The organism is Deinococcus budaensis, assembly GCF_014201885.1.
Lineage (GTDB): Bacteria > Deinococcota > Deinococci > Deinococcales > Deinococcaceae > Deinococcus > Deinococcus budaensis.
The window spans coordinates 35,057-60,900 of the sequence record NZ_JACHFN010000015.1 but is presented as its reverse complement, the minus strand read 5'-3'; the positions used below and the strand labels follow the sequence as shown (position 1 = coordinate 60,900).

Genomic DNA, 25,844 nt, shown 5'->3' with positions numbered 1-25,844 from the left:
GGATCAGGCTTTCTTCAGGGCGCTCAGCATCGCCTGCGCCGTCATGTGCCGGGCGTTCCAGTCCACGGCGGCGGCCAGGCTCTGGGCGTGCGGGAGGCCGTCTCCCAGGGTGCGTTTGGTGCCTTCCACGGCCTTTGGGGGCAGGCCAGCGAGCTGCGCGGCGAGGGCCTCGGCGCGGGCATACAGGGCGGCGGCGTCCGGGTGAACTTCAGTGACCAGGCCCCAGCGTTCGGCCACCGCCGCGTCAATGGGGTCCCCCGTCAGGGCGAGGTGCGCCGCGCGGCCCCGGCCGATCAGATGCGGCAGACGCTGCAACCCGCCCAGGTCGGCGGTGATGCCGAGTTTGACTTCCGGCAGGCTGAACCGCGCCCCGGCGCTGCACATCCGCAGGTCGCACGCCGAGGCCAGTTCCAGCCCCGCGCCGATGCACCAGCCGTCGATGGCGGCGATCACCGGGATGGGCAGCGCCGCCAGGCCCTCGATGGCCGCGTGCATCTCGTCCACCACGGCGCGGAACTTCGCCGGGTCCCCCAGCGCCGGGCCGATGATCGGCGCGGTCGCCGCCACGTCCAGCCCCACGCTGAAGTGCCGCTCGCCGCGCACGATCAGGGTCCTCGCCTCGCCCAACCTCGCCAGCGCTTGCGGCAGCTCGCGCCAGGTGGCCGGACCAAAGGCGCCTTTGGGGTGTGCGAGGGTCAGGGTCGCCACCTCGCCCGAATGCGACAGGCGCACACTTGCGTCACTCATGGGGGGAGTGTACCCGCTGGGGCTGCACCGGGTTCAAAAAAGGCGGCGGCTCCGGGGCGCTGCGCCAGACTGACCCCCATGCGGACCGTCGTGGCGGGGATTCTGGAGCGGGACGGCAAGGTGCTGGTCGGCGCGCGGTCCTCTCCAGCGTGGGCGGCCGGGCAGTGGGAGTTTCCAGGCGGCAAGGTCGAGGCGGAAGAAACCCCCGCCGAGGCGCTCATCCGCGAGTGGCACGAGGAACTCGGCGTGCGGGTGGAAGCGCGCGAGGAGGTCTACCGCTCGCAGCTTGACACGCCGGTCGGAAGCTTCACGCTGGTGGCCTTGCGCCTGACGCTGCTGGGGGGCGAGCCGTGTGCGCTGGAGCACCGCGCCCTGGCGTGGGTGGCGCCCGCCGACCTGACCCGGCTGCGGCTGCTGGCGAGCCACGTGCCGATTGCGGGGGCGCTGAGCCGGGCCGCCCAGGGCAGCGGGGTGTAACCGGCGCGTGACGGGGGCCGGGTAGGGTGCGCCTGTCACCGACAACCCGCCCCCCTCCCGGCCTGCGCCCGCGTCACCCAGGCCGCGCCCCCCGCGTGAGGTCTGCCATGAAGCGTTCCCTGCCCCTGCTGCCCGTGTCTCTGCTCTCCGTGTCTCTGCTGCTCGCCGCCTGCTCGCAGGCCCCCTCTGCGGCGGCTCCCGGCTCCGGCCTGCGGGCACAGGCTCTGGGAACCAGCGTGACCGGCAGCGCGACCGGCGGGGGCGTGACGCGCAACTACACGCTCTACACGCCCCCGGCGGGCGCGGACGCTCCCCGGCCCCTGGTCGTGATGCTGCACGGCTGCACCCAGTCACCCACCGATTTTGCGGCGGGCACGCGCATGAACGACCTGGCCGACCAGAAAGGCTTCCTGGTCGTGTACCCCGAGCAGCCGGGCAGCGCCAACCAGAACAAGTGCTGGAACTGGTTCGAACCTGCCCACCAGGCGCGCGGCCAGGGCGAACCCGCCGCGATCAAGGCCATCGTGGACGCGGTGAAGGGCCGCACGGCGGTGGACGGGTCGCGGGTGTACGTGGCGGGCCTCTCGGCGGGCGCGGCGATGAGCGTCATCATGGGCGCGACCTACCCCGACGTGTTCAGCGCCATCGGGGTGGGCGCCGGGCTGGAATACAAGGCGGCGACGAGCACCTCCGCCGCCTTTACCGCCATGAACTCGGGCGGGCCGAACCCCGATACCCAGGGCACCGCCGCCTACAACGCGATGGGCACCGCCAAGCGCAATGTGCGCGCCATCGTGTTTCACGGGACCAGCGACTACACCGTCTCCCCGGTCAACGGCGATCAGGTCGCCGCCCAGTGGGTGCAGACGAACGACCTCACCGACGACGGGGCCGACAACGGCAGCAAGGCGACCTCACAGGTCACGAGCAGCAGCGGCACCGTGAGCGGCGGACGGGCCTACACGGTCAAGACCTACGCGGGCGGCGTGGTCGAGCTGTGGAACGTGACGGGGATGGGCCACGCCTGGAGCGGCGGCAGCACAGCCGGAACGTACACCGACCCCGGGGGACCGGACGCCAGCGCCGAGCTGTGGCGGTTTTTCAGCGCAGGGACGACCACGCCGCCTCCCTCTGGGGGCACCGATACCACGGCTCCCATCCTGACCGTCTCGCCCGCGCCGGGTAGCTACGCCGGGCCGCTGACAGTCACGTTTTCCATCAACGAGGGCGGCACCGTCTACGCGACCACCGACGGCAGCGACCCACGCACCAGCGCCACGCGCACCACGCTGCCGGGCGGCGGAAGCCTCACCCTGAACGCGAGCGCGACCGTGCGGGCCTATGCGGTGGATACGGCGGGAAACGCCTCGGCGGTGCAGGACCTCGCCTATACCGTCACGGCAGCGACCACCACGACGACCACGGCCTTCTCCTCGGTGGTGGCCGAGGACGGCTACGTGGCCGCGAACAGCAAAACGGCCACGACCGGCGGCTACGTGGTAGCCTCGGGCGGAATCAGTGTGGGCGACAATGCCGACGCGCCGTGGAAGGGCGTGCTGTCCTTCGACACCTTCGGCCTGCCCGACGGGGCGACCGTCACCGGGGCGAAACTGACACTGCGGTACAGCCTCGCGCCCAACGGCAACCCCTGGGCGGGCGGAGCCACCCTGAACGCTGACCTGCGGGCAGGCTGCCTGGGGGCGGGTTGCGCCCTCGCCACCGACGATTACACGGCGGCGGTGACGGCGGCGGGCGCGGCCAGCCTCGCGGCCCCGGCGGGCACGGGGGCGGGCACGGTCCTGAGCGTTCCCCTCAATGCTGCGGCCCTGAGCGCCGTCAACCGCACGGGCCGCACCCAGGTCCGGCTGAGTTTTGCGGGCGGCACGGCGGGGGGCAACGGCCTGAGTGATTACGCGACCTTCGGGGAGGGGACGCAGGCGACGCTGGAAGTGACTTACCGCTAAGTGGGGGGAGGGCAATGGAGACCCGCAGAAACCCTCTGACTGAGTCTCAGGCTGGGCGCGGAAGCCACCGGGCCTGCCGGAGCATGGCGGCGGAGCGGGAGGCGAAGGGAAGGTCTGAGCTTTCCACTTCCCGCGCGACGGCCTCGTGGTCATAGGTGACCCGGCGGTGGTCGAGCATCCACCCTTCCGCGCGCCGGGTGGCGACGGCGTAGGCGGCCCGGGGATCACCGTCGAAGGGAAACCCGACCGATCCGACGGAGGCGATCTCGCGTCCGTCGAGGATTCGGCGCGAAGCGTAATGGATGTGGCCGAACACGCTCAGGGCGGCGCGGCTGCCCGCGAAGAGGGTTCGCAGTTCCCCGTCGGTTGAAGCTTCCAGAAAGGTCGTTTCCAGGGGGTGCGGTTCCAGCAGAGGCAGGTCGAAGGAGCTGCGGGGTGAGGCGTGCATCAGCAGAAGGTTCTGCCCGCCGTCTTGTGAGTTCGCCGGGTCTGTTTGCCCCGCCGACAAACGCAGGGTAAGGGGAAGCTGCGCCAGGTACACCAGCCCAGCGGGTGAGAGCTGCGCCCGGACCCAGGCGGCGACCGGATCGACCCCCGCCAGCACCTCCAGGTCGGTGTTGCCGATTACGGCGGGCAGATCAAGCTCCATCAGCCGGGCCAGGCACTCGGCGGGCCGGGGGCCATTCAGCAGGGCGTCCCCCAGGAAGACGATCTGGTCGCACGCCCGCACGTCCGGCTCGACCAGCACCGCCTCTAGCGCGGCTATGTTGCCGTGAATGTCCGAGACCAGCGCGACCGCCGTCATGGGTGGGGCCTCCTCACCCCACCCGCTCGGCCCCGAAGACCCGCGAGGGCCGCGCGTACTCGTCCTGCGCCGCCACAAGCTGAATCTCGCGTGTTCCGGCGCGGTGGGTCAGGTCCAGCAGGGCGTACAGGGCGCTCATGCTCAGGCTCAGGGCCTCGCCCGCGTCCCCGCTTTGCAGGTAGTGGCCCAGGAACAGCGCGGCGATGGCGTCCCCGGTGCCGTTGCGCGGCGGGTCGAGCGGCAGCAGCGGCGTGCGGCACAGCCACGCTTCCCCCTCAGTCACCGCCAGCGTCTCGATCACGCCTTCGGGAGCGTCCTCGCGCACCAGGCTGGTCACCACCACGATGCGGGGGCCGCTCGCGCGCAGGGTCTCACGCAGCGCGCGGGCCGCGTCCAGCGCCTCCGACAGGGTGGTCACCGTCCGGCCCGTCAGCAGTTCCAGCTCGAACTGGTTGGGCGTCACGATGTCGGCTTCCGGCACCGCCTGCGACCGGATCAGCTCCGGCAGCTCGGGCCGCACGAACACGCCGCGTCCCACGTCCCCCATCACGGGGTCGCAGAGGTACAGGGCGCCCGGATTGGCGGCCCGCACCCGCCGCACGGCGCCCACCACCGCGCCCACGGTGCCCCCCGACCCCATGTAGCCGCTCAGGACGGCCGCGCACCCCGGCAGCGCGCCGCGCGCCTCGATGCCGTCCATGATCTCGGCCACGTGCTCGGGCGCGAAGACGCTGCCGGTCCAGGCGCCGTACCCGGTGTGGTTGGAAAACTGCACGGTGTGGACCGGCCAGACCTCAAAGCCCAGGCGCTGAAGCGGAAAGACGGCGGCGGCGTTGCCGACGTGCCCGTAACTGACCCAGGACTGGATGCTCAGGATGTTCCGGGGAAGAAGGGGGGCTGCCGGGGGGGTCGCAGTCATGCGCCGAGGATAGCCTCCGGCGCCCCGCTGGGGGCGGACAGGCCGAGGGCCAGCGGCCCGAACTCGCGCGCCCACAGGTCGGCCTTTTCACGCGCCCCAGCGAGGTCGAGGGGCGTGGCTCCCTCCACCGACAGCGTCCAGCCGTGGGCCGTGCGGGTCAGCGCCCGCACCCGCGCCTGCCCCGCGTGCGAGCGGTCCAGGCCGTCGGCGACCCGCAAGACGGCGGCGAGCCGGGAGACCAGCGCGCGGTCCCCCGGCGCCAGCGCCAGGTATTCGGGGTGCGAGGGCTTGGGACCGCTCTTGCGGTGGTAGCGCGCGAGCTGCGCCACGAGGTCGATCTCGCGCGGCGAGAACCCGCGCAACCCCGCGTGCCGGATCAGGTAGGCCGAGTGCTTGTGGTGGCCACTTTGCGCCACGATCTGCCCGACCTCGTGCAGCCCGGCGGCGGCGGTGAGCAGGCTGCGGGCCTCGGGCGCGAACCGCTCCCCGGCCCCCTCCAGCGCGGCCAGCAGGTCGCGGGCCAGCGCCGTGACGTGCCGGGCGTGAAAGAGGTTGGCGCCGAAGCGTTCGGCGGTTTCCAGCACGCTGCGTTGCCGGGCGCTGAGGCCCGCCGTGTACGCCGCGTGGCGGGCCAGTTCCTCGATCAACATGCCCTCGCGCAGCGCCCCCTCGCTGACGGTGGCTCCGGAGGCGCCCAGCGTCTCCAGCGCCGTGTGCAGCACCGCCAGCCCCGCCACGACCGTGTCCGCGCGGCGCTCCAGGCCGGGCAGGCGGGCGCGGCGGGCGGCGCTGAGGCTGCGGAGGCGTTCCAGTAGGTCGCCCAGATCGGCGGTGCTCACGTTCACCCCGTTCACGCTCGCGGGCGCCTCGTCCCCGCGCGCCGCGAGCACCCCGGCGGCGGCCTCGGCGGTGCCGCTCGACAGGATCACCGCCGTGCCGGGCCGGACCCGGAAGCGCTCCGCGTGGGGGGCCAGGGCCGCGCGCACCGCGCCCTCCAGCGCCCGCAGCTCCGCCGTCCGGGGTGGGTCGTGGGGCAGCCAGGCACGGGTCATGCGGATGGCGCCCAGCGGCAGGCTCAGCACGTCCTCCGCCCGCCCAGGACCGCCCCGCGCCAGTTCCAGACTGCCGCCGCCCAGGTCGAGCAGCACGTTGTCGGCGCCAAATTCCACGCTGTGCGCCGCGCCCAGATAGGTCAGCTCGCCCTCGCGCTCCCCGCTGATGATCACCGGGAAAATGCCGGTGCGCTCGCGCATCCGCACCGCCACCGCCTCGCCGTTGGGGGCCTCGCGCAGCGCCGAGGTCGCGTACACCTGCACCTCGGCCACGCCCGCCGCCGTCGTCAGCGCCCGGAACCCGGTCAGGGCGCTCGCCAGCCGGTCCTCGCCCTCGGGGGTCAGTTTCCCCGCCGGGTCCAGGCACTCGTCCAGGCGGGTGCGGTCCTTCAGGGCGTCGAGCACCCGGTAACCGCCCTCCCCGCCGCGCACCTCCGCGATCAGCAGGTGACTGGAGTTGGTGCCCACATCCGCGACGGCGACCCTCATGCCCAGCAGGGTAACGGGTTTGGCGCCGGGGCAACGTCAAGCCCCCAGGTCCCAGGGTTGATTGCATTTTGCAACTTCTCAGAGAAGGGGCAGGCAGACTGCGCGGGTGCCCGACGCCCCGCCCCCCTCCGCGCTTCTCTCCTCGCCGGAGCTGGCTTTCCTCACCGCCCTGTGGGACGCCTGGCAGGCGCTCAGCGAGCGCGGAGAAGCCGAGTTGCACGCCCGGCACGGGCTGGACCTGCGCTCGTTCGTGGCGCTCGCCTACGTGCAGGGGGGCGCCGACCAACCGGCGCAGCTCGCCCGCGAACTGGGCGTGCCGCGCTACGAGGTCAGCCGGGTGCTGCGCGGCCTGGAAGCGCGCGGCGCGGTGACCCGCCAGTCGGCTCAGCCCGACGCCCGCCGCGTCACCGTGACGCTTACCCCGCAGGGGGCGGCGCTGTGGGCGGCCGCGCTGGAGACCGTCCGCGCCCTCACCGGCCCGCTGCTGGGCACGCTCGGCCCGCACGCCCCGGCCCTCACCCCGGCCCTGCACGCGCTTGCGCAGGCCGCCCGTTCCCGGCCCTTTTCCCCGACCCCCAGGAGTGCCCATGACCACGTTGCCCAGCCCTGACCCCCGCCCCGACCAGCCCGCCCGCTGCCCCTTCACCGGCCAGACGGCCTCGCTGACCCGCCGCGACGGCGCCGCCCCCAGCCACAGGGGGGCCGTCGAGGTGGACGCGCGCGGGGTCTACCGCGTTCACGAGTTCCAGGCGGCGCGCGAGGTGCTGCGCTCGGAAGCCGTGCGGCAGGCGGGTTTCATGTCCGAGATGGCGCGCGAGGTCGGGGGGCTGGGCCGCCCACCGGTCCTGTTCGAGGAGGGCGAGACGCACCACGAGATGCGCCGCTCGACCGCCCGCTACTTCACGCCCACCCACGTCGAGGGCTACCAGCCCATGATCGCCGCGCTGGCCGACCGCCTGATCGCGGACCTGGCCCGCCGGGGCGAGGCGAACCTCGACGACCTCAGCCTGCGGCTCGCGGTGAACGTGGCCGCGCAGGTCGTCGGCCTGACCAGCAGCGCCCTGCCAGGTCTGGAGCGCCGGGTCATGGCCTTTGTGGAGGGCGGCGGCGACAGCGAACCCGGCGCGCCGCAGCCGCCGCGCGGCAGGCTCGAGAGCCTGCGCCAGCAGGCCAACCTGGGCCTCTTTTACCTGCTGGACGTGAAGCCCGCCATCCAGGCCCGCCGCCGGGCAGCGGGGGACGACCTGATCAGCCACCTGCTGTCGCGCGGGTACAGCGACGTGGAAATCATGACCGAGTGCCTGACCTACGGCACCGCCGGAATGGTCACCACCCGCGAATTCATCTCCGCCGCCGCCTGGCACCTGCTGACCAACCCCACGCTGCGCGCCGACTACGTCCACGGCACCGAAAAGGAGCGCCACGCGATCTTGCACGAGATTCTGCGTCTGGAGCCGGTCGTGACCACGCTCTACCGCCGCGCCGAGGCCGAGCTGACGGTGGGCGGCCGCACCGTCCCGGCGGGCAGCCTGCTGGCCCTGAACGTGCAGCAGGCCAACGTGGACCCGGCGGTGGTCGGGGAGGGCGCCGGGGAGCTGTGCCCGGCCCGTCCGTTGCCGCGCGGGGTGCAGCCTCCGGTGCTCGCCTTCGGGGACGGCCACCACCGCTGCCCCGGCGCCTTTCTGGCCATCCGGGAAAGCGACGTGTTCCTGCGCCGCTTGCTGCTGTGGCGCGACCTGGAAGTCGTCTCGGAACCCCGCGTGAGCTACAACGAGGTCGTCAAGGGCTACGAGTTGCGCGGCTTCCGGGTGCGGCTGGGCGGGGGCGCAGCGCGGTAAAAGTCCCCATGAAAGGGGGGAAAGGCTGAGCACACGCCTTTCCCCCCTTTCGTGCCAGCCGGTCCTACATCTCCTGGTCGTCCCCGCCCGTTCCGAAGGTGGTCCCGGTATCGTCGAGGGCGCCGGAACCGGGAATATCGAGGGGGGCCGCCGGATTGCCCGTGAAGACGGACGTGTCGGTCATCCCGCTGCCGGACTCGTCGTACCAGCCCGAGCGGTCGGACATCCCGTTGCCCAGGTCGCCGGGCAGACCGCCCGGGTCGTCCGTCCCGCCCGCTGCGGGTGCGCTGTGCCTGTCGTCTGAGGTCATGCCTGCTCCTTTGCATCTCTGGTCATGGGTCTCTGGGCGGGAAGGCGTGGGGGAGGCCCGCAGCGCGCGGCGGCCCAGGCGGGGCCTCTCCCCGGCCCTCCGGCCGGGATCAGCGCTGCTCGCCGGAGCGGTCGGTGGTTTCCGCACCGCTTCCCAGCGACCCCATCGGGGTGCCGGCGGTGCTGCTGTAGCCGGTGCTGCCGGTACGGTCCACGCTGCTGGAACTGCCGCTGCCGCCGCCCATGCCGATGCCCCCGGCCTGGCTGCCCAGGCTCGACTGGCTGCTGCCCGCCTGACTCATGCCGGACTGGGTGCTGGCGCCCGATTGGCCCATGCCTGTCTGGCCCAGCTCGCCCCGCTGCACACGCAACTGGTTGTGCACGTCGCGCACGCCGCGCAGGTGCTCGACGGCTTCCTCGGCGCGGCGCTTTTGCTGGCGGTCGCCCACGGTGCCGGTCAGGGTGACCTCGCCGCCCTGCACCTGCACGTCGATGTCGCTGGCGTCCACGTGGTCGTCGTCTTCCAGGGCGTCGTTGACCATCTCGCGGATGCGGTCGTCGCTGCGCTGGTAGCCCTTGGGACCCCGGCCCCGGTGGCCGCCCATTCCCATCTGGCCCATGCCGGACTGGCCCATCCCGGACTGGCCGTACCCCTGACCATATCCCTGGCTCTGCCCGTACCCCGGGCCAGAGTCCACCATGCTGCCTCTGCCTGCCCCGTAGACCAGGGTGCCGCCGGACTGATCACTGTCCCTGTACTGGCCGCCCTGATATTGGCCGCCCCCGTATTGGCCCCCCTGCATGCCGCCCATCTGGCCACCCCCCATGCCGCCCGACATTCGTCCGCCCCCGTAGGAGGACTGGCCGGAGCCGTACCGGTCCTGGCCGTAGTCCTGGCCGGACCCCATGCCCTGCCCCATGCCGGAGCGGTCGCCGTAGCCCTGCTGTCCCATGCCCTGCTGACCCCTCCCCGAGCGGTCGGCGTAGAGGTAGCGCTCGCCGTAGCGGTCGCCCTCCCCCTGAAAAGTGTCCGAGATGCGGTCCATCATGCCCCGGCGGTCATCGCGGCCCTCGTTGTTGCGGTCGTCCCGGTCAAAGCGGCGGCCCATCATGCGGCGGTCGTCGTTGGTCAGGTCGCGGTCGTCGTAGCGGTCACGGTCATCACGGTAACGGGTCATGGAAACCTCCGGAACTCGGCGCGGCAGGGGGGCCGCCTGGACGGTCCAGACGTGCTCCACCTCCCGCACAATCAGCTCCCCTTCGTCATACCCGTCTAGACACCCGGGAGGATGACAGCCCCTTTAAGACCCCGGTCCATGACCCTTCATCAAGTCCCGGCGGCGGACCCGCGGAGGCGTTTTGTGCGCCGCGCCCCGCTGTGCCCAGGCGGGGAACAGCGAATGGGGGCCTGCGAACATGCCTGCCCAGGGCGGCGGGCGTATGCTGGAGGGCGTTATGACGCAGTCGCAGACCATCATGTCCGGCGCGAACGCGGCCTTCATCGAGGGGCTGTACGAGGCGTATCTCTCGGACCCGCAGAGTGTGGACCCCGAGTGGCGGCAGTATTTCGACGAGGTGCGTGCGGGCGCCCGCGAAACCGCGCACTCGGCGGTGCAGCAGGCCTTCTATGAACTCGGCACCCAGAAGCGGGGCGGGGTCACCCTGCCCGCGCCGCAGGGGGTCAGCGGAGCGCAGCAGGCGGCCGGCGCCCTGATCACCGCCTACCGGGTCTACGGCCACATCAGCGCCCGCACCAATCCCCTCAAGATGCGCGGCCTGCCGGTCGTGCCCGAGCTGACCCCCGGGTACTACGGCCTCTCGGAAGCCGACCTCAACGAACCCGTGCACGACGGCGTGTTCAGCGGCCCGCTGCGTGACGTGATCGGGCAACTTCAGGAGACGTACTGCGGGGCCATCGGCTTCGAGTTCAACTACCTCCCGGCCACCGAGCGCGCGTGGTTTCAGGAGCGCATCGAGGCCGGACGCGGGCGAGGACAGTACAGCCCGGAAGAACGCCGCCGCCTGATGACCAAGCTCAACGCCGCCGAGGGCCTGGAGCGCTACTTGCACGTCAAGTACGTGGGCCAGAAACGCTTCTCGCTGGAGGGCAGCGAGAGCTTTATCCCGCTGCTCGACCGCCTGATTCAGCAGGCCGGGAAGTACGGGGTCAAGGAAACCGTGATCGGCATGGCCCACCGCGGCCGCCTCAACGTGCTGGTCAACATCTTCGGCAAGAAGCCCTCGGACCTCTTCGCCGAATTCGAGGGCAAGAAAAAGATCAGCGACGATCCCGATGTGGCGGGCGACGTGAAGTACCACATGGGCTATTCCAGCGACGTGCGGACCCCCGGCGGGCCGATGCACCTCGCGCTGGCCTTCAACCCCTCGCACCTGGAGATCGTGTCGCCGGTCGTCCACGGCAGCGTGCGCGCCCGCCAGGACCGCCGGGGCGACCGCGAGCGCCAGCAGGTGCTGCCCGTGACCATCCACGGCGACGCCGCCGTGAGCGGGCAGGGCGTGGTCATGGAGACGCTCAACCTCTCGCGCCTGCGCGGCTTCACGACCGGCGGGGCCGTGCGCATCGTGATCAACAACCAGATCGGCTTCACGATCTCGGACCCGCGCGACACCCGCTCCAGCCGCTACTGCACCGATGTCGCCAAGATCGCCAACGCGCCCGTGCTGCACGTGAACGGCGACGACCCCGAGGCCGTGGCCTACTGCGGCGACCTCGCGCTGGAGTACCGCCAGACCTTCGGCAAGGACGTCTTTATCGACCTGATCTCCTTCCGGCGCCACGGTCACAACGAGGCCGACGACCCCACCATGACCCAGCCCATCATGTACCGCGAGATCAAGGCGCACCCCGGCACCCGCGCCCTGTACGCGCAGGCGCTGGAGGCGGCGGGCGTGCTCACGGCGGGCGAGGGCGACCAGCTTGTCGAGCGCTACCGTGACCAGCTCGACGCCGGGGACGCGGTGGTTGAGGAGATGGAGAACCTGGAGCAGAGCGCCCTGGCCGCCGACTGGAAAGGCTACCTGCAAACCCGCTGGACCGACGACACCGCGACCGCCGTGCCCCAGGAGCAGCTCACCGCACTGGGCCTGAAACTCAGCGAGATCCCGGAGGGCTTCCAGCCCCACCGGGGCGTGGGCCGGGTGCTGGAGGCGCGTAAAGCGATGGCGCGCGGCGAGCAGCCGCTCGACTGGGGCATGGGCGAGATGCTGGCCTACGCGACCCTGCTCGCGGGGGGCTACCACGTGAGGCTGGACGGCCAGGACTCGGGGCGCGGCACCTTCGTCCACCGCCACGCGGTGCTGCACGACCAGAATGCCCAGGACCCCATGAACGAGGAGTACCTCAGCCTCGCGCACCTCACGCCGGACCAGGGCCGGGTCGAGGTGATCGACTCGACGCTGTCCGAAGAAGCGGTGCTGGCCTTCGAGTACGGCTACTCCACCAGTGAACCCCGGGCGCTGGTCGCCTGGGAAGCGCAGTTCGGGGACTTCGCCAACGGGGCGCAGGCCGTGATCGACCAGTTCCTGTCGGCGGGCGAGAGCAAGTGGCAGCGCCTCAGCGGGCTGACCATGCTGCTGCCGCACGGCTACGAGGGCGCGGGTCCCGAGCACTCCAGCGCCCGGCTGGAGCGCTACTTGCAGCTGTGCGCCCAGAAGAACATGCAGGTCGTGGTGCCTTCCTCGGCCGCGCAGATCTTCCACCTGCTGCGCCGCCAGGTGCTGCGGCCCTACCGCAAGCCCCTCATCGTGATGACCCCCAAGAGCCTGCTGCGCAACAAGCTGGCGATGAGTCCGCTGTCCGAGCTGGCGCAGGGCCGCTTTCAGGAGGTCATCGGGGACGAGACGGTGCAACAAGCCCGCCGGGTCGTCGTCTCCTCCGGCAAGCTGCACTGGGAGCTGACCGAGGCGCGCGACGCGGACAAGGAAGGCTACGCGGGCACGGCGCTGGTGCGCCTGGAGCAGCTCTACCCCTTTCCGGCCGAGGCCCTGAAGGCCGAACTCGCCCGCCACCCCGGCGCCGAGGTCGTCTGGGCGCAGGAAGAACCCCAGAACCAGGGGGCCTGGCTGATGATCCGCGACGATCTGGAACGGGTGCTGGAGGGAGGCCAGCGCCTCACCCTCGCCAGCCGCCCGCGCGCCGCGAGCACCGCCGCCGGGTACGCCAGCGTCCACGCGCAGGAACAGGCGCGGGTGATCGCCGCCGCGCTGGGCGAGCCGGTCACGCGGGAGGACGTGGAGGCGCAGGTCGAGCTGACCGCGCAGGCCAGCGCGCAAAGCTAAAGACCGCGTCCGTCAATGCTCCATCCCCCTGGCGAACGGGCCGGGGGGAGTTTTCTTGCGTCACCGAGCCAGTCACGCCCCGAGGGGGGTATAAAGGAACACGTTATGGCCGAAATCAAGGTTCCTGTATTTTCCGAGTCGGTGAGCGAGGGCACGCTGCTGACCTGGCACAAGAAGCCCGGCGAGGCCGTCAAGCGCGGCGAGGTCCTGGCCGAGATCGAGACCGACAAGGTCGTGCTGGAAGTCACCGCCCAGCAAGACGGCGTGCTGACGAGCGTCGCCAAGGGGGAGGGCGACACCGTGCTCAGCGAGGAGGTGCTGGGGACCGTGGGCGAGGCGGGCAGCGCTGCGGCGGCTCCCGCCGCGTCGGCCTCCGCGCCCGATCAGGCCAGCGGGCCGGTCGCGGGGGAGAGCAGCGCGGGGGGCACCGCCACCCAGCCGGACAGCCAGGGTACCCCGGCCGCCGCCACGGCGGGCAACGAGGCCACCCGCCGCGACGACCTCTCCCCCGCCGTCCGCAAGATCGTGGCCGAGCGGGGCTTGGACCCCGCCCAGATTCCGGCGACCGGCCCGCGCGGCAACATCACCAAGGAGGACGCGGTGGTGGCGGCCCAGGGCGGCCTGACCTACCAGGGACCGCAGGAGGCCGCCGCGCCCCCCAGCCTGCGGGAAGCGGAGGGCAGCCAGCAGGCGCGGCAGACCCCGGCCCCCACGCCCACACCGCCCGCCGCTCCCGTTCCCCAGGGCGCCCGGCCCGAGCAGCGCGTGCCCATGACGCGCATCCGCCAGCGCATCGCCGAGCGCCTCAAGGACGTGCAAAATACCGCCGCGCTGCTGACGACCTTCAACGAGGTCAACATGCAGCCCGCGATGGATCTGCGCAAGAAGTACCAGGACCAGTTTGTCGCCAAGCACGGCACCAAGCTGGGCTTCATGAGCCTGTTTGTGCGCGCGGCCACCGAGGCGCTCAAGCAGTTCCCGGTCGTGAACGCCAGCGTGGACGGCAAGGACATCATCTACCACGGCTTTTACGACATCGGCATCGCGGTGGCGAGCGACCGCGGCCTGGTGGTGCCGATCCTGCGCGACACCGACCAGATGAGCCTGGCCGGAATCGAGAAGGAGATCGCGGGCTTTGCCCAGAAGGCCCGGGCGGGCAAGCTGACGATGGAGGACATGTCGGGCGGCACCTTTTCCATCACCAACGGCGGCACCTTCGGCTCCATGATGAGTACCCCGATCATCAATGCGCCCCAGAGCGCGATTTTGGGGATGCACAACATCATCGAGCGGCCGATTGCGCAGAATGGGCAGGTCGTGATCGCCCCGATGATGTACGTGGCCCTGAGCTACGACCACCGGATCATCGACGGCAAGGAAGCCGTGCAGTTCCTGGTCGCCATCAAGAACATCCTGGAAGACCCGGCGCGGATGCTGCTGGAGATCTGAAGCCCTGAACCTTTGAGCCGCCAGCGGTCAGCCCCCAGCGGGGTTGGCCGCTTTCGCGTGAGTGGGCTGGGCCAGTTGGCAGAGGCGCGGGCCGGGGAGGACTAGGTAGGGTCAGCCATGGCGAACGTGCTGCACCTGATGAACGCGGGCGGGCTGCTCCCCGACGCATTGGCCGACAAGGTGCGCGAGGTGGCCTGGGCCGCCCTCGCCCGGCACGCGGCGCGGCTGGAGGTGGACGGGGTGGACGTGGCCGTGCGGGTCGCGCCGTGGACCCTGCCCGAGACGGGCGTGCTGGGATACGCTCCCCTGCCGCACTTCGTGGACATCACGTTGACCCCGGACAATCCCCACTTTGCGGCAGGCTGGCGCACCGAGCTTCCCGCCACCCTGGCCCACGAACTGCACCACGCGCGGCGCTGGCGGGGGCCGGGTTATGGGCGGACGCTGCTGGAAGCCCTCGTCTCGGAGGGCCTGGCCCAGCATTACGAGGCCGAGGAACGGGGTGGGCCGCCGCCCTACGCGACCATTTCCGCCAATCTGGATGCCCTCTGGAAACGGGCGCAACCTCTACTGGATTCTCCCGACTACGGCCACCCCGCCTGGTTTTTCGGCTCGGAGGCCGAGGGCCTGCCCCGCTGGGCCGGGTACGCCCTCGGTTATGAACTGGTGCGCCGCTTTCTCGTCCGGCAGGGCGGGGACGCCGTGACCTGGGCCGACGCCCCCGCCGAAGGGTTCCGGGACGCCTGGAGCGGTTAAATCTCCTGGAGCGGCACCTGCGCCAACCACTCCGGCACCTCGCCGGGCGCGTAGGTGTCGAAAGTCAGGCGGGTCAGGCTGACCAGGGGATAACCCCCTAGCGGCCCCTCCTCGCTCCGGCGGTCCACGATGCAGGCGACGGCCACGCAGCGCCCGCCCAGGGCCTCGGCGGCCCGCACGGCCTTCAGGACGCTGCCCCCGGTGGTCAACACGTCCTCGACGGCGACGAAGGGTTCGTCCGGTTCGATGCGGAAAGCCTCGCGGACCTTCATCCCACCTTGCCCGTCCTTTTCCGCGAAGATCGCGCGGGTGCCCGGGAGGTGGCGGGCCACCTCGTAGGCGAGAACCACGCCGCCCATCGCGGGACCGACAACGAGGCGGGGGGACAGTCCGGCCTCCTCCACCCTGTGCGCGAGCGCCCGCCCGATTCTCTCGGTCAGGTGGGGGTGTTGCAGCACGGTGGTGGATTGCAGGAATTTCGGCGAGTGGCGGCCCGAGGCGAGCAGAAAATGCCCCTCGTGGTACGCGCCCGCTTCCCGGTACAGCGCCAGAACATCCATGCGGCGAGTATCGCATTGTGCCCTGCCCGGTCGGTGCATGATGAGGCGCAGACATGAACCACGCCTACGTGGACGCGAGCTGGCATGAAGAGGAGGGGCACGGCGTGGGCGGCTGGGGCCTGGTGCTGCTCGCGCCGGGCGAGCTGCCCGCCCGCTTCCAGGGCCAGCTCGCGGCGCCCGACAACAATGCCGCCGAGTTGCGCGCCGTGCTGGAGGCTGTGCGCCACGCGCCGCCCGGGGAAGCCCTGAATGTGCACACCGACAACGAGGCCGTGATCGCCTCGGTGGGGCAGGGACGCGGGCCGCACCTGCTCGCGGAGCTGGCGCGCGAGGTGCAGGAGGTGGTGGCCGCGCGGGGCGTCTCGCTGCGGGTGGCCTATGCCCCGCGCACCCGGCGGCACATGCTCGCGGCCCACGACCTCGCCAACGACGCCCGGCGCGGCCTGACCACCCCGGCCGCCGCTGGACCCCACGCCGACGTCTTGATCGAGCAGCGCCCCGCCGTGCCGGAAGCCCGCGTGAGCCTGCGCCGCCACGGCGAGCGGGTCACGGCGCACGTTCACCTCGATCCCCTTTCGGCGCTGCCGCCCAGCGCCCAGGCCCTGCTCGCCGCCGTCACGCTGGCGCGGCCCGGCGAGCTGCTGCTGGTGCGCCGCGCCTCCAAAGTCGCCCAGGCGCTGTGGCAACGGCCTGAGCGGGCGCTGCGCCCCGGCGCGCACACCGCGCTCGCTCAGGCCCGCGAAGAGGCCGACGGGCGGGGCGTGCAGGTGCAGTTTCAGGGGATGGGGTGAGGACAGCGCCTCTGCCCCACTACCAGTTCCGCTGGAGCATCATCACGAACCGCCTTGCAGGAACCAGCGAGAGCTGCGAGCGTCTGGCAGGGTTGGCCGACGAGCAGGCCGCCCGCCAAGAAGCTCGGACCCTACGGGACCGTCTCATGGCTGAGCAGGGCGCAGCGTGAGTCTGGCTGAAGCGGTTGGACCCACCTGAGCGGAAATGAGGGCTAGCAACCTACGTCCGCCCGCGGAGTGCTCTTGGCCCTTGGGGTGCAGGAGGTCAGGTGAGCCTGAGAGCACTCAAACCTCCGTCGTCTCCCCCGGCGCCAGCACCCGCACGTCCACGCCCCGTGCCTGGCCTTCCCGCGCGAACACCTGCGGGTCGCCCACCAGCGGCGGGAAGGTGCCGTAGTGCATGGGGACCGCCACACGGGGGCGCAGCAGGTCCAGCGCGCGGGCGGCCTCCTCCGGCCCCATCGTGAAGTGGTCGCCCACGGGCAGCAGCGCCGCGTCCAGCCTGGAGTCCCCGATCAGGCGCATGTCGGAGAAAAGGGACGTGTCGCCCGCGTGGTAGACCCGCACGCCGCCCAGCTCGACGACCAGTCCGGTGGGCATGCCGCCGTAGGTGCCGTCTGGAAAGGAGGAGGAGTGCCACGCCGGGGTCAGGGTCACGCTGCCCCACCCGGCGCGGAAGGTGCCGCCGATGTTCATGGCGACCGCGTTCGGGGCGCCGTGGGCCGCCGCGTAGCCGCCGATCTCGGCCGTGCCGATCACGGGAACCCCGGCCCGCCCGAAATCCAGGGCGTTGCCCCAGTGGTCGCCGTGCGCGTGGCTGATCAGCACGGCGCTGAGGTTCCAGCCCAGCGCCTCTTCCAGGCCCACCGGGCAGGTGGGATTGCCTTCGAGAAAGGGGTCGATCAGGACGCGGTGCTCGCCGCTGGTGAGCAGGAAGGTGCTGTGGCCCAGAAAGCGCAGATGCATGGGGCCAGTGTAGACACGCGCGCGGGCCGGGCGCGGCGGGGCGTTTCTTAAGGGCCGGGTACAGCCGTGGGGGGGGCGGGGGCGGGGCGCCGCACGAAAGCGGCCCGTATAGTGGGCGCGTGCCGCACGCTGCCACACGCGGCGGGAAGGAGCGCCGCGCATGTCCCTGTTCCCCGGTCCCCTGAACCTGCGGGACCTGCTGGACGTGCTGCTGGTCGCCTTTTTGATCTACCAGGGCTACCTGCTGGTGGTGGGCACCCGCGCCGCGAACGTGGTGCGCGGGATTCTGGTGTTCGCCGGGGTGTGGGTGGCCGCGCAGGTGCTGGGGCTGACCACCCTCAGTGAGCTGCTGGGACGGGCCGGGACGGTGGGACTGTTCGCGCTGGTGGTGTTGTTTCAGCCGGAGCTGCGCGCGGCGCTGGAGCGGGTGGGGCGGCCTCGTGGGCGCGAGACTGGACCGAGCGGCGCGGCCCTGCAAGACCTCGCCCGGGCGCTCGAACGCCTCGCCGAGCGCAAGACGGGGGCCTTGATCGCCATCGAGCGCCGCACCCCGCTGGGCGAGTACGCGGCGACCGGGGTGGCGCTCGACGCCGTGATCAGCGTGCCCTTTCTGGAAGCCCTGTTCGCCCGCAACGCCCCGCTGCACGACGGCGGCGTGATCGTGCAGGGGTCACGGGTGGTCGCGGCGGGGTGCCTCTTTCCGCTGCAATCGAGCGACGGCACCTACCGGCGCTACGGCACCCGCCACCGCGCCGCCATCGGGCTGTCGGAACTCACCGACGCGGTGGTGCTGGTCGCCAGCGAGGAGCGCGGCAGCATGCGGATCGCCCTGGCCGGGCGGCTGGGGCCGGACCTCAACGGCTCCGAGCTGCGCGAGCAGTTGCGTGCCCTGGTGTACGACCGCGCCGACCTGACGGGTGAGTTGCCGGTCGCGCCCGCGCCCAGGCCGGGGGGCCGGGAAGCGGAGCGCCGGGCGCCCGAGGCGGAGGGGCCAGCAGGCGGGCCGGGCCTGAGCACCCCGACCGAGCCTCCGGCGGGCACACCGCCCGGCAGCGGTCAGGCCGGCCCTCCGCCGGAACGGGGCGGCGCGTGACCCGCACGGGGCTGCGGCGCCTGACCGACCCGCGCTACCTGGGGCGGCGGCTGGGGCACAACCTCCCGGCCAAGCTGCTGGCGCTGGCGGTGTCGCTGACCCTGTGGTTCGTCTCGACCACCGACCGCCGGGCGAACGTCGAGCAGGGCTTCGACGTGCCGGTCACGGTCAGCGACACGACCGGCGAGCGCGGCACCGGCACCCGGGCGGTGCGCGACCTCACGCCGAGCACCATCCGGGTCTTTCTGAGCGGGCGGCCCGAGCGCCTGCGCGAGCTGCGCGGCGACGCGATTGAGGCGGTGGTGGACGTGACCGGCGTTCCGGAGGGGAGTTTTACCCGCCCGGTCACGGTGCAGGCCCCCACCGGCACCACCCTGGAGCGCCAGACACCCGAGCGGGTGCAGGGCTTTGTCGACACGCTGGTCACCCGGACCCTGCCCGTCACCCTCAGCGTCGCCGCGCCCCCCGAGACGAGCGTGCCGCGCTACAGCGTCTCGCCCGCCGAGGCGACCGTGAGCGGCCCGGGCCGGGTGGCCGCCACCGTGCGGCGGGTGGTCAACAGCCCCGTGAGCCTGGCCCCCGGCGAGGAGCGCGAGGCGCCGCTGGTCGCCCTGGACGCGGCGGGCCAGCCGGTCGAGGGCGTGACCACCGCGCCCGCCACCGTGACCGTTCGGCGCCTGGACACCGGCGAGCTGCCCATCAAGGCCGTGCGCGTGGTGCTGAACGACCCGCCGCCCGGCCTGCGGGTCACGGCCCTCAGCGTGCAACCGGCCAGCGTCCGGCTGGTGGCGGCTCCCGAACTGCTCGCCCTGCTGCGCGAGGTGCCCGGCACCGTGCCCTACCGCGAGGGCACCTACACCGCGCCCGTGACCCTGCGCGTGCCCGCAGGCGCCCAGGCGCTGGAGGAGGTCAGCGTGCGCCTGACGGTCGAGGCCGCTCCGCGCTCCCCGGCCTCGCCCCCAGCCCCCGCTGCGGAAGCGGACCGCACCCCCTGAACACCGCACCCCACCCGGCCACCGGGTCAGGCTGGGCCGACTGAAGCCGTCGTCAGGATTTTGCGGGCCTGCCCGGCGTATACTCCGGGCATGGTGTGGCGCATGACCCCCGCGGCCATATGATCGCTGAACGGCTGGCCCTCCGGCACCCGCTTGCCGAGCTGGCAGGCTGGGACGACCGGGTTCGCCTGATGGTCCGTCCCCGCCGCTACGAGCATGTGCTGCGGGTGGCCGAACTGGCCTGCCGCATCGCCTGCGCCAACGGCCTGGACGAGGCCCGCGCCTACGCGGCGGGCATCTTGCACGACATCGCCCGCGACCTGCCCGACGCCGAGCTGCTGCGGCTGGCTCCGCCCGAGTGCGACATCGACAGCGCGCACCCGCTGGCGCTGCATGGCCGCGCGGCCCGCACCCTGCTGGAGCGCTGGGGCTACCGCGACCGGGTGGTGCTGGAGGCGGTCGAGGACCACACCACCGGGCCGCGCGGCGGCAATCCGGTGGCGGCCTGCGTGTACATCGCGGACGTGTCCGAACCCGGGCGCGGGGTGAACGCCGACATCCGCGAGCTGGCGCTGTGCGACCTGAACGCGGCCCTCAACCGCGCCGTCGTGTCCAAGGTCACCTATCTCCAGGGGCGCGGCATTCAGGTGCATCCCCGCACCCTGCTCGCCTACCACGCGCTGACCTGCCCGGCCCTGCGGGTGGCCCCGGAGTCGTCCCCCGCGCGATGACGCCCCCGGTTCCGCCCGCCTTCAACTTCACGTTCGCACGCCCCCGCCCTCCCCGGCGCTGGCGGGCCATGCAGGCGTTCGGGCTGAGCCTGGCCGCGCTGACGCTGGGGGGCTTGGCAGTGCTGAGCGCGCCCGGCAACGCGGGGCAGGCGGCCCCGTCCCCGGACGGCCTGCCGCATTTCACGCTGCTGCTGGCGGGGCGCGACATCGTGTACTGCTACTACCGCACCCCCTGCCGCGACCAGGACCAGCGCAGCGGCCTCCTGCAACCCCCCAACACCGATACCCTGATGCTGATCCGGGTGGACGGCACCCGCGTGAATGTCCTGAACATCCCGCGCGACACCAACGTCGGGGACTTCGACCCGGCGCGCAAGTGGGCCGAGCAGAAGGTCAACGGCCGCTACTGGGCGGGCGGCCCGCAGGCGCTGACCCAGGCGGCCGAGACCATCACCGGCGAACGGGTGGACGCCTACATGGTCGTGCGGACCGACTACGTGGCGCGGGTGATCGACGCGCTGGGCGGCCTGGACGTGACGGTCCCGGAGGGCGGCATCGAGTGGGTGGACCAGGCGGCGGGGGTGGACCTGCGCCTGCCCGCCGGAAACCACCACCTGAATGGCGAGCAGGCCGTGCTGTACCTGCGCGTCCGCAAGGGCTTCGGGGACGACTACGGACGCATCGACCACCAGAAGCAGGCGCTGACCCAGCTTGCCGGGCGGCTCAGATCCGCCCAGGGCCTCGCCGCGCTGCCCACCATCCTGGGCGGCGTCGGCAACGGGGTGGAGACGAACGCCGATCCCGGGTGGCTGCCCGCGCTGTTGCCGCACCTGGGCGACCTCAAGCTCTCGTTTGCCACGCTGCCCACCACGCCGGTTCCCGGCACCTTCAACCTGGCCGTGGACCGCGAGGCCCTGGCGCGGGTGTGGGGCGCGGGCGGGGCCGCCGTGGGTGCGGCCGGGACCGGCAGCGCCCCCAGCCTCCCCAGCGTGACCGTGCGGGTGGTGGACGCCAGCGGCGCCCGCCTCGGCCCCGCGCTGGCGCGGGCGCTGCGGACGCTGGGCTACGCGCGGGTGGACGTGCGGGCGGCGCCCCAGAGCGGCGAGGCCAGCCAGGTCTTTACCGGCCAGGACGTGGAAGCGGCCAGTCAGCTGGCCGACACATTGGGCCTGCCCCGGCTGCAAGGCGAGCGTTTCCCTGTGGAGGCGGGCGAGGTGGGTATTCTGCTGGGAGCCGACGCGCGCCGGAGCCTGGCGGCCCTGAGCGCGCTGGACCCGACGCCGCCGAGTCCGGCTGCCCCCCCGGCCCCGGCGGCGGGCGCCGCTTCCCTCCCCGCTTCCCCTTCCCCCCTTCCGGAGACCCGATGAATCCCAAGACCCACCCCGATCCCATCCAGAACCAGCTGCGCGCCATCGTGGACGCCGCCCGCGAACGCCGCGCCGAGGACGTGGTCGTGCTCGACCTCACCGAGGTGTCCTCCACCCTGGAATACTTCGTGATCTGCACCGCCACGGCGGGATTGCAGCTCAACGCCGTGCAGGAGAACATCCGCGAGAAGGCGCAGGCGGCCGGACTCTCGCGCCCCAGCGTCGAGGGTCCCAGCGAGCGCTGGTTGCTGCTCGCCTTTGGCGGCGCCATCGTGGTTCACATCATGACCAAGGACGCCCGCGAGTACTACGACCTCGAAGGCCTGTGGAGCGACGCCCGCGTCCTCGACTTTCCCGAGCGGGCGACCGGCGGCGCGGCGTAGGCCCGGAGCGCCTGCCCCCGGCCAGCGGCCCCCCTGCCTGCGCGGTGGGCGGGGCCGCTGGCCCGTCAGGAGGGGCCAGACAGCCCGGCCCCTCCTGACACCCGGCTGACCTGGCGCCGCACAATGAGAGGCGATGAGCCATGTGGTCGTGATCGAGGACGAGGGCACCGTGCGGGAGGTGGTGCGCTTTCACCTGGAGCGCGCCGGGCTGCGGGTCAGCGCCTTCGAGACGGCCTCGGCGGCGCAAGGGGCGCTGGGCAGCGCCGACGCGCTGGTGCTCGACTGGATGCTGCCGGGCGAGAGCGGCCTGGCCTTTTTGCGGCGGCTGCGCGGCGATCCCGGGTCGCGCCGCCTCCCGGTGCTGATGCTGACCGCCCGCGCCGCCGAGGCCGAGCGGGTCGAGGGCCTGGAGTCGGGCGCCGACGACTACCTCACCAAACCCTTCAGCGCGGCCGAACTGGTCGCCCGGGTGCGCGCCCTGCTGCGCCGCTCGCTGCCCGAGGCGCCGCCGCAGCTTGCCAACGGTCCCCTCATGATGGACCTGGCTGCGGCCGACGCGCGGCTGGCGGGCGCGGCCCTGCACCTGACCCGCCGCGAGTTCGACCTGCTGGCCTTCCTGACCCAGAACGTGGGCCGGGTCTACGCGCGCGGCGAGCTGCTCGACCGCGTCTGGGGCGCGGACTTTCTGGGCGGCGAGCGCACGGTGGACCAGCACGTCACCCAGCTGCGTGCCCACCTGGGCGACGACCCGGCCCGCCCACGCTTTCTGGAGACGGTACGCGGCAAAGGCTACCGCATGCGCTCCTGGACCGAGGAGGGCTGATGGACTCCGCACCCGCCGACCTGACCGCCGACGCCTGGATGGACGCGCTGCCCCAGGCGGTGCTGCTGTTCGGGGGGACGGGGGGAGGCGGCGCCCCGGGCCTGACTGTGACCCGCCTGAACGCCGCCGCCGTGCGGCTGTGGGGGGTGCCGCAGGGCCGCGCCGCCGGGCGGCCGCTGCTGGAGGTCGTGCGCCGCCACACCCTGGAGGCGCTGGCCGAGCGCGGCGGCGAGCTGGAACTGGAAGCGGGCGGGCGCACCCTGCGCTGCACCGCCACGCACGCGGGGGAAGGCGGCGCCCTGATCGTGGAGGACATCACCGAGCACCGCCGCCGCGAGGCCGAATTGCGCGAGGCAACTGCCGTCCTCTCGCACGAGTTCCGCACGCCGGTCACGGGGCTGCGCGGGGTGCTCGAAGCGCTGGAATACGACATGCCCCCGGACCTCGCGCAGAACTTCGTGCGCCAGGGGCTTCAGGAGGTCGAGCGGCTGGCCCGGCTGGTCGAGGACCTGGCGGTCGGCTTCCGGCCCACCCGCGCCCGCACCCTGCCGCTGGCCGAGACCTTTGCCCGCGCCGAGCGCCTCTTGCAGCCCGAGCTGGGCACCCGCCGCGCCACCCTGACGTTCGGCGCCGACCATCTGGTGCGTGCCGACCCCGACAAGCTGTTGCAGGTGCTGCTCAACCTGATCGAGAACGCCCTGAGGTACGGCCCGCCCGGCGGCCCCATCGAGGTCCAGACGGCGGCGCGCGGCACCTGGATCGAGGTCGCCGTGCTCGACGAGGGCGGGCCGCTTCAGGGCAGCGAGGCCCTGTTCCGCGCCCACACGCGCGGCCCGCAGGCCCCCGGACAGGGCAGCGGCATGGGCCTGTATATCGTCCGCAGCATCGTGCAGGGCTGGGGCGGCCAGACCTGGACCGAACGCCGGGGGGAGCGCAACGCCTTTTGCTTCACGTTGCCGGGCGGCGCAGGCATCGGCTGACGCGGCGGCCAGTGGCCCCGGCATGAACACGCTCGCCGGGGTCGACAGGGAGGGGGAGGAGGCGCGGTGGCCTTCTCCCCCGGTGGGATGGTGAATTGACTTTAGCGGCGCGGGCCGTCGGTGGGGCCGCCCAGCTTGACCTCGCGCACCGGCTGGGGCGCGGGACGGCTGCGGCCCAGCAGGCCGAAGAGACCCGCGAGGCCCAGCAGGCCCCAGGGGAACTGGCGGGTGTCGGCCACGCCGTCGTTGTTGGCATCCACGACGCCGTCGTTGTTGGGGTCCAGGGCGTCGCTCGTCGCGGTGTCCGTCCCAGTGGTGTCCGTGCCGGTGGTATCGGTCGTCTCGGTGCCCGTCACGTCGGTCACGGCGGCGTCCGTCGTCTCGGTCCCGGTCAGGTCCGTGCCGGTGGTGTCGGTCCCGGTGGTGTCCGTGGCGTCGGTGCCCTGCACCTCGTCGCCCGGCTCACCGTTGCTCTCGGACTCGGTGGTGATCGCGTCGTTCTGCACGTCGGTCGACGCGTCAGGTCCGGCGCCCTGCACCTCGTCTCCCGCCTCGCCGTTGCTCTCGGACTCGGTGGTGATCGCGTCGTTCTGAACCTCGGGGTCAGTGGTGTTGGTGGTCGTCTCGGTGGTGGTGTCGGTCTGGGCCGTCGCCGCGACGGGCGCGGTGATCAGGGCCAGGGCCAGCATCAGCCGTTTCATGTTGGGGGTCATGGTGTACTCCTGTGGCAGAGGATGGAACAGGGGTCCCGGGCGGGGCGACGGGCGCCCTCGCCGGGACCGCGTCAGTTGCGGTTCTTGCGGTTGGCTTCGTCGGTGAGCAGTTCGACGTCGCCGGTCTGGTTCACGTCGAGCACCTCGCGGCCCACCGTCTCGGTCACCGTCTGCTGCTCGGTGACCGTGCGCTTGCCGACCTCGACCTCTTCGGTTACGTAAGCCTGCTTGGCCACCTGCGCGCGCTCGGCTTCGAGTTCGACCCGCACCGTCTCGCTGGCGGCGCCCAGCACGTCGCCCTGCACCGGGCGGGCGTCGGTCACGGCGTGGCGCTCGATCACGACCTCCTCGCGCTGAAGCGGCACATTGACCGTCTCCTGCCGGGTCTCGACATGCTTGCCGATCTCGACGCTTCCGGCGCGGTACTTCTCTTTGTTCACGCTCAGGCGCTCTTCGAGCAGCTGGAGCCGGGGCGATCCCTTGAACATCCGGTCGCTGGCGTCGTCGTCGCGGTAGTTGTAAGAAGCGGCGGCGCCCGTCGTGGCGGCCGTTCCGGCGGCGTGCAGCACCCGTTCGCCTCCCGCCTGGGTGTCCATCTGGCCGCGCAGCACGCGCTCGTCACTGCTCTGGAGGTCGAAGGTGTACTCCTCGTCGGCACTGTAGCGGTGCATGGCCGAGAGCTGCGCCGCCGTCAGGTCGTCGAAGTAGACGCCGTCGTCTTCCAGCCGGGCCAGGCCGATAGGAATCAGGCGGGCGCCTTGCAGGTCGCCGCCATCGGCGTCCACCATCAGGTAGCGGATGCGGCCGTAGGTGTCGTCTACCAGCGCGTCGCGCACGGTGCCGATGGCCTGCCGACCTGCCAGGTAAGCGGTCGAGCCGACCGGGTTGTACATGCCCGCGTCCTGAAAGTCTTCACTGTGGCGGCTGGAGATCTCGGACAATCTGTGTAGGTGCGGCATAGCTCCTCCTGGAATGCTTCCCTGTCGTGGCAGGTTGATGCAGGCCCATTGTGGGCGGCCCCTCCCCCCGCTTGCCTGAGAAAACTAAAAGACTTCCCCAGGACCAAAGCCTGGTAAATCCTCGCTCAAGGCCGGGTTCATTTTTTCAGCAGAGGGCATTCGGCGAGAAAGGCAGAGGGCGCGCCGTCAAGAGGTGATCCCCCTTGCACCTGAGCGGCCGAAAGTCACACGGGAAGGCGCTCCCGATGAAAGGAGAGACCTGGCAAGGCATGAGCGGGCGAATTCTTTTCTCGCCATTTGATGAGAAATGGCTCAGGCCCGGCACTTCCGGGGACCCGACCGCCTCAGCCGACACAACCCTGACCCGCCTGCTGGCGCG

At 72.1% G+C, this 25,844-nt stretch carries 25 protein-coding genes; 15 read left to right on the top strand and 10 right to left on the bottom strand.

Annotation, left to right across the window (positions count from 1 at the left end):
- Positions 1-3: 3 nt before the first annotated feature.
- Positions 4-747, bottom strand: coding sequence for an enoyl-CoA hydratase-related protein (locus tag HNQ09_RS15830; RefSeq protein ID WP_184031288.1), 744 nt, complete (start codon positions 745-747; stop codon positions 4-6).
- A 78-nt stretch (positions 748-825) separates the two neighbouring features.
- Here HNQ09_RS15830 and HNQ09_RS15825 point away from each other — a divergent pair, with 78 nt between their 5' ends.
- Positions 826-1,224 (top strand): (deoxy)nucleoside triphosphate pyrophosphohydrolase, encoded by a 399-nt coding sequence (locus HNQ09_RS15825; protein ID WP_184031286.1) that lies wholly within the window; start codon positions 826-828, stop codon positions 1,222-1,224.
- Between the two features lie 107 nt (positions 1,225-1,331).
- Positions 1,332-3,188 carry an extracellular catalytic domain type 1 short-chain-length polyhydroxyalkanoate depolymerase gene (locus tag HNQ09_RS15820; RefSeq protein ID WP_184031284.1) on the top strand — a complete coding sequence of 619 codons (1,857 nt, stop codon included), beginning with the start codon at positions 1,332-1,334 and terminating at the stop codon, positions 3,186-3,188.
- Between the two features lie 46 nt (positions 3,189-3,234).
- Here the strand turns inward: HNQ09_RS15820 and HNQ09_RS15815 are convergent, their stop codons facing one another.
- The 3 genes from HNQ09_RS15815 to HNQ09_RS15805 are packed head-to-tail and all read right to left on the bottom strand — an operon-like array spanning position 3,235 to position 6,453.
- Positions 3,235-3,993 carry a metallophosphoesterase family protein gene (locus HNQ09_RS15815; RefSeq protein ID WP_184031283.1) on the bottom strand — a complete coding sequence of 253 codons (759 nt, stop codon included), beginning with the start codon at positions 3,991-3,993 and terminating at the stop codon, positions 3,235-3,237.
- A gap of 13 nt (positions 3,994-4,006) precedes the next feature.
- Positions 4,007-4,912: a pyridoxal kinase PdxY gene (pdxY, locus tag HNQ09_RS15810; protein ID WP_184031282.1), complete on the bottom strand. Its 906-nt coding sequence runs from the start codon at positions 4,910-4,912 to the stop codon at positions 4,007-4,009.
- Positions 4,909-6,453, bottom strand: coding sequence for a Ppx/GppA phosphatase family protein (locus HNQ09_RS15805; RefSeq protein ID WP_184031281.1), 1,545 nt, complete (start codon positions 6,451-6,453; stop codon positions 4,909-4,911). The genes pdxY and HNQ09_RS15805 overlap by 4 nt, the downstream gene beginning before the upstream one ends.
- Before the next feature lie 106 nt (positions 6,454-6,559).
- Between HNQ09_RS15805 and HNQ09_RS15800 the strand changes: the two genes are divergently transcribed.
- Both HNQ09_RS15800 and HNQ09_RS15795 read left to right on the top strand, forming a co-directional pair.
- Positions 6,560-7,063 (top strand): MarR family transcriptional regulator, encoded by a 504-nt coding sequence (locus tag HNQ09_RS15800; protein WP_184031280.1) that lies wholly within the window; start codon positions 6,560-6,562, stop codon positions 7,061-7,063.
- Positions 7,041-8,291, top strand: coding sequence for a cytochrome P450 (locus HNQ09_RS15795; RefSeq protein ID WP_184031279.1), 1,251 nt, complete (start codon positions 7,041-7,043; stop codon positions 8,289-8,291). Before HNQ09_RS15800 ends, HNQ09_RS15795 begins: the two co-directional genes overlap by 23 nt.
- Before the next feature lie 64 nt (positions 8,292-8,355).
- Here the strand turns inward: HNQ09_RS15795 and HNQ09_RS15790 are convergent, their stop codons facing one another.
- Positions 8,356-8,601 carry a hypothetical protein gene (locus HNQ09_RS15790; protein ID WP_184031278.1) on the bottom strand — a complete coding sequence of 82 codons (246 nt, stop codon included), beginning with the start codon at positions 8,599-8,601 and terminating at the stop codon, positions 8,356-8,358.
- 109 nt (positions 8,602-8,710) lie between these two features.
- A complete protein-coding gene (locus HNQ09_RS15785) occupies positions 8,711-9,778 on the bottom strand; it encodes a BON domain-containing protein (protein WP_184031277.1) in 1,068 nt (355 codons plus the stop codon).
- A gap of 277 nt (positions 9,779-10,055) precedes the next feature.
- Here HNQ09_RS15785 and HNQ09_RS15780 point away from each other — a divergent pair, with 277 nt between their 5' ends.
- The 3 genes from HNQ09_RS15780 (at position 10,056) to HNQ09_RS15770 (ending at position 15,104) form a co-directional block, all read left to right on the top strand.
- Entirely contained in the window at positions 10,056-12,899 is a 2,844-nt protein-coding gene (locus HNQ09_RS15780) for a 2-oxoglutarate dehydrogenase E1 component (RefSeq protein WP_184031275.1), read from the top strand.
- A gap of 105 nt (positions 12,900-13,004) precedes the next feature.
- Positions 13,005-14,348 (top strand): 2-oxoglutarate dehydrogenase complex dihydrolipoyllysine-residue succinyltransferase, encoded by a 1,344-nt coding sequence (gene odhB, locus HNQ09_RS15775; protein ID WP_184031273.1) that lies wholly within the window; start codon positions 13,005-13,007, stop codon positions 14,346-14,348.
- A 117-nt stretch (positions 14,349-14,465) separates the two neighbouring features.
- Positions 14,466-15,104 carry a DUF2268 domain-containing putative Zn-dependent protease gene (locus HNQ09_RS15770; protein WP_246363420.1) on the top strand — a complete coding sequence of 213 codons (639 nt, stop codon included), beginning with the start codon at positions 14,466-14,468 and terminating at the stop codon, positions 15,102-15,104.
- Here the strand turns inward: HNQ09_RS15770 and pyrE are convergent.
- Entirely contained in the window at positions 15,101-15,664 is a 564-nt protein-coding gene (gene pyrE, locus HNQ09_RS15765; protein WP_184031271.1) for an orotate phosphoribosyltransferase, read from the bottom strand. The two genes, HNQ09_RS15770 and pyrE, sit on opposite strands and share 4 nt — an antisense overlap.
- A gap of 53 nt (positions 15,665-15,717) precedes the next feature.
- On the opposite strand from pyrE, the gene HNQ09_RS15760 reads away from it, so the two are divergent.
- Positions 15,718-16,455: a ribonuclease HI gene (locus HNQ09_RS15760; protein ID WP_184031270.1), complete on the top strand. Its 738-nt coding sequence runs from the start codon at positions 15,718-15,720 to the stop codon at positions 16,453-16,455.
- Positions 16,456-16,740: 285 nt separating this feature from the next.
- On the opposite strand, the gene HNQ09_RS15755 is transcribed toward HNQ09_RS15760, so the two are convergent.
- On the bottom strand, positions 16,741-17,421 hold the full coding sequence (locus tag HNQ09_RS15755; protein WP_184031268.1) for a metal-dependent hydrolase: 681 nt from the start codon (positions 17,419-17,421) through the stop codon (positions 16,741-16,743).
- 160 nt (positions 17,422-17,581) lie between these two features.
- Between HNQ09_RS15755 and cdaA the strand changes: the two genes are divergently transcribed.
- From cdaA to HNQ09_RS15720, 7 genes are all read left to right on the top strand, one after another.
- The gene (gene cdaA, locus HNQ09_RS15750; protein ID WP_246363419.1) at positions 17,582-18,514 is read left to right on the top strand and encodes a diadenylate cyclase CdaA; all 933 of its coding nucleotides are present in this window, start codon (positions 17,582-17,584) and stop codon (positions 18,512-18,514) included.
- Positions 18,511-19,509, top strand: a complete 999-nt coding sequence (locus HNQ09_RS15745) for a CdaR family protein (protein ID WP_184031266.1) — start codon at positions 18,511-18,513, stop codon at positions 19,507-19,509. Before cdaA ends, HNQ09_RS15745 begins: the two co-directional genes overlap by 4 nt.
- 119 nt (positions 19,510-19,628) lie before the next feature.
- The gene (gene yqeK, locus HNQ09_RS15740; RefSeq protein WP_184031346.1) at positions 19,629-20,240 is read left to right on the top strand and encodes a bis(5'-nucleosyl)-tetraphosphatase (symmetrical) YqeK; all 612 of its coding nucleotides are present in this window, start codon (positions 19,629-19,631) and stop codon (positions 20,238-20,240) included.
- Positions 20,237-21,607, top strand: a complete 1,371-nt coding sequence (locus HNQ09_RS15735) for an LCP family protein (protein WP_184031264.1) — start codon at positions 20,237-20,239, stop codon at positions 21,605-21,607. Before yqeK ends, HNQ09_RS15735 begins: the two co-directional genes overlap by 4 nt.
- Entirely contained in the window at positions 21,604-21,990 is a 387-nt protein-coding gene (gene rsfS, locus HNQ09_RS15730; protein ID WP_184031262.1) for a ribosome silencing factor, read from the top strand. The genes HNQ09_RS15735 and rsfS overlap by 4 nt, the downstream gene beginning before the upstream one ends.
- A 133-nt stretch (positions 21,991-22,123) precedes the next feature.
- Positions 22,124-22,813: a winged helix-turn-helix domain-containing protein gene (locus HNQ09_RS15725; protein ID WP_184031260.1), complete on the top strand. Its 690-nt coding sequence runs from the start codon at positions 22,124-22,126 to the stop codon at positions 22,811-22,813.
- Complete coding sequence (locus HNQ09_RS15720; protein WP_184031259.1) at positions 22,813-23,793, top strand: sensor histidine kinase; 981 nt, start codon at positions 22,813-22,815, stop codon at positions 23,791-23,793. Before HNQ09_RS15725 ends, HNQ09_RS15720 begins: the two co-directional genes overlap by 1 nt.
- Before the next feature lie 101 nt (positions 23,794-23,894).
- Here HNQ09_RS15720 and HNQ09_RS19010 read toward each other — a convergent pair whose 3' ends face one another.
- Together HNQ09_RS19010 and HNQ09_RS15710 are read right to left on the bottom strand one after the other, a co-directional pair.
- Complete coding sequence (locus tag HNQ09_RS19010; protein ID WP_246363418.1) at positions 23,895-24,506, bottom strand: hypothetical protein; 612 nt, start codon at positions 24,504-24,506, stop codon at positions 23,895-23,897.
- A gap of 71 nt (positions 24,507-24,577) precedes the next feature.
- Entirely contained in the window at positions 24,578-25,465 is an 888-nt protein-coding gene (locus HNQ09_RS15710; protein WP_184031258.1) for a DUF2382 domain-containing protein, read from the bottom strand.
- Between the last annotated feature and the right edge of the window lie 379 nt (positions 25,466-25,844).

Excerpts from the sequence above, each read along its gene's own strand:
- HNQ09_RS15815 (WP_184031283.1), bottom strand. The coding sequence starts at position 3,993 with ATGACGGCGGTCGCGCTGGTCTCGGACATTCACGGCAACATAGCCGCG.
- HNQ09_RS15725 (WP_184031260.1), top strand. The coding sequence starts at position 22,124 with ATGAGCCATGTGGTCGTGATCGAGGACGAGGGCACCGTGCGGGAGGTG.
- HNQ09_RS15825 (WP_184031286.1), top strand. The coding sequence starts at position 826 with ATGCGGACCGTCGTGGCGGGGATTCTGGAGCGGGACGGCAAGGTGCTG.
- rsfS (WP_184031262.1), top strand. The coding sequence starts at position 21,604 with ATGAATCCCAAGACCCACCCCGATCCCATCCAGAACCAGCTGCGCGCC.
- HNQ09_RS15770 (WP_246363420.1), top strand. The coding sequence starts at position 14,466 with ATGGCGAACGTGCTGCACCTGATGAACGCGGGCGGGCTGCTCCCCGAC.
- HNQ09_RS15780 (WP_184031275.1), top strand. The coding sequence starts at position 10,056 with ATGACGCAGTCGCAGACCATCATGTCCGGCGCGAACGCGGCCTTCATC.
- yqeK (WP_184031346.1), top strand. The coding sequence starts at position 19,629 with ATGATCGCTGAACGGCTGGCCCTCCGGCACCCGCTTGCCGAGCTGGCA.
- pdxY (WP_184031282.1), bottom strand. The coding sequence starts at position 4,912 with ATGACTGCGACCCCCCCGGCAGCCCCCCTTCTTCCCCGGAACATCCTG.
- HNQ09_RS15790 (WP_184031278.1), bottom strand. The coding sequence starts at position 8,601 with ATGACCTCAGACGACAGGCACAGCGCACCCGCAGCGGGCGGGACGGAC.
- HNQ09_RS15720 (WP_184031259.1), top strand. The coding sequence starts at position 22,813 with ATGGACTCCGCACCCGCCGACCTGACCGCCGACGCCTGGATGGACGCG.
- HNQ09_RS15710 (WP_184031258.1), bottom strand. The coding sequence starts at position 25,465 with ATGCCGCACCTACACAGATTGTCCGAGATCTCCAGCCGCCACAGTGAA.
- odhB (WP_184031273.1), top strand. The coding sequence starts at position 13,005 with ATGGCCGAAATCAAGGTTCCTGTATTTTCCGAGTCGGTGAGCGAGGGC.
- HNQ09_RS15795 (WP_184031279.1), top strand. The coding sequence starts at position 7,041 with ATGACCACGTTGCCCAGCCCTGACCCCCGCCCCGACCAGCCCGCCCGC.
- HNQ09_RS15755 (WP_184031268.1), bottom strand. The coding sequence starts at position 17,421 with ATGCATCTGCGCTTTCTGGGCCACAGCACCTTCCTGCTCACCAGCGGC.
- cdaA (WP_246363419.1), top strand. The coding sequence starts at position 17,582 with ATGTCCCTGTTCCCCGGTCCCCTGAACCTGCGGGACCTGCTGGACGTG.
- HNQ09_RS15735 (WP_184031264.1), top strand. The coding sequence starts at position 20,237 with ATGACGCCCCCGGTTCCGCCCGCCTTCAACTTCACGTTCGCACGCCCC.
- HNQ09_RS15785 (WP_184031277.1), bottom strand. The coding sequence starts at position 9,778 with ATGACCCGTTACCGTGATGACCGTGACCGCTACGACGACCGCGACCTG.
- HNQ09_RS15760 (WP_184031270.1), top strand. The coding sequence starts at position 15,718 with ATGAACCACGCCTACGTGGACGCGAGCTGGCATGAAGAGGAGGGGCAC.
- HNQ09_RS15805 (WP_184031281.1), bottom strand. The coding sequence starts at position 6,453 with ATGAGGGTCGCCGTCGCGGATGTGGGCACCAACTCCAGTCACCTGCTG.
- HNQ09_RS15830 (WP_184031288.1), bottom strand. The coding sequence starts at position 747 with ATGAGTGACGCAAGTGTGCGCCTGTCGCATTCGGGCGAGGTGGCGACC.
- HNQ09_RS15820 (WP_184031284.1), top strand. The coding sequence starts at position 1,332 with ATGAAGCGTTCCCTGCCCCTGCTGCCCGTGTCTCTGCTCTCCGTGTCT.
- HNQ09_RS19010 (WP_246363418.1), bottom strand. The coding sequence starts at position 24,506 with ATGACCCCCAACATGAAACGGCTGATGCTGGCCCTGGCCCTGATCACC.
- pyrE (WP_184031271.1), bottom strand. The coding sequence starts at position 15,664 with ATGGATGTTCTGGCGCTGTACCGGGAAGCGGGCGCGTACCACGAGGGG.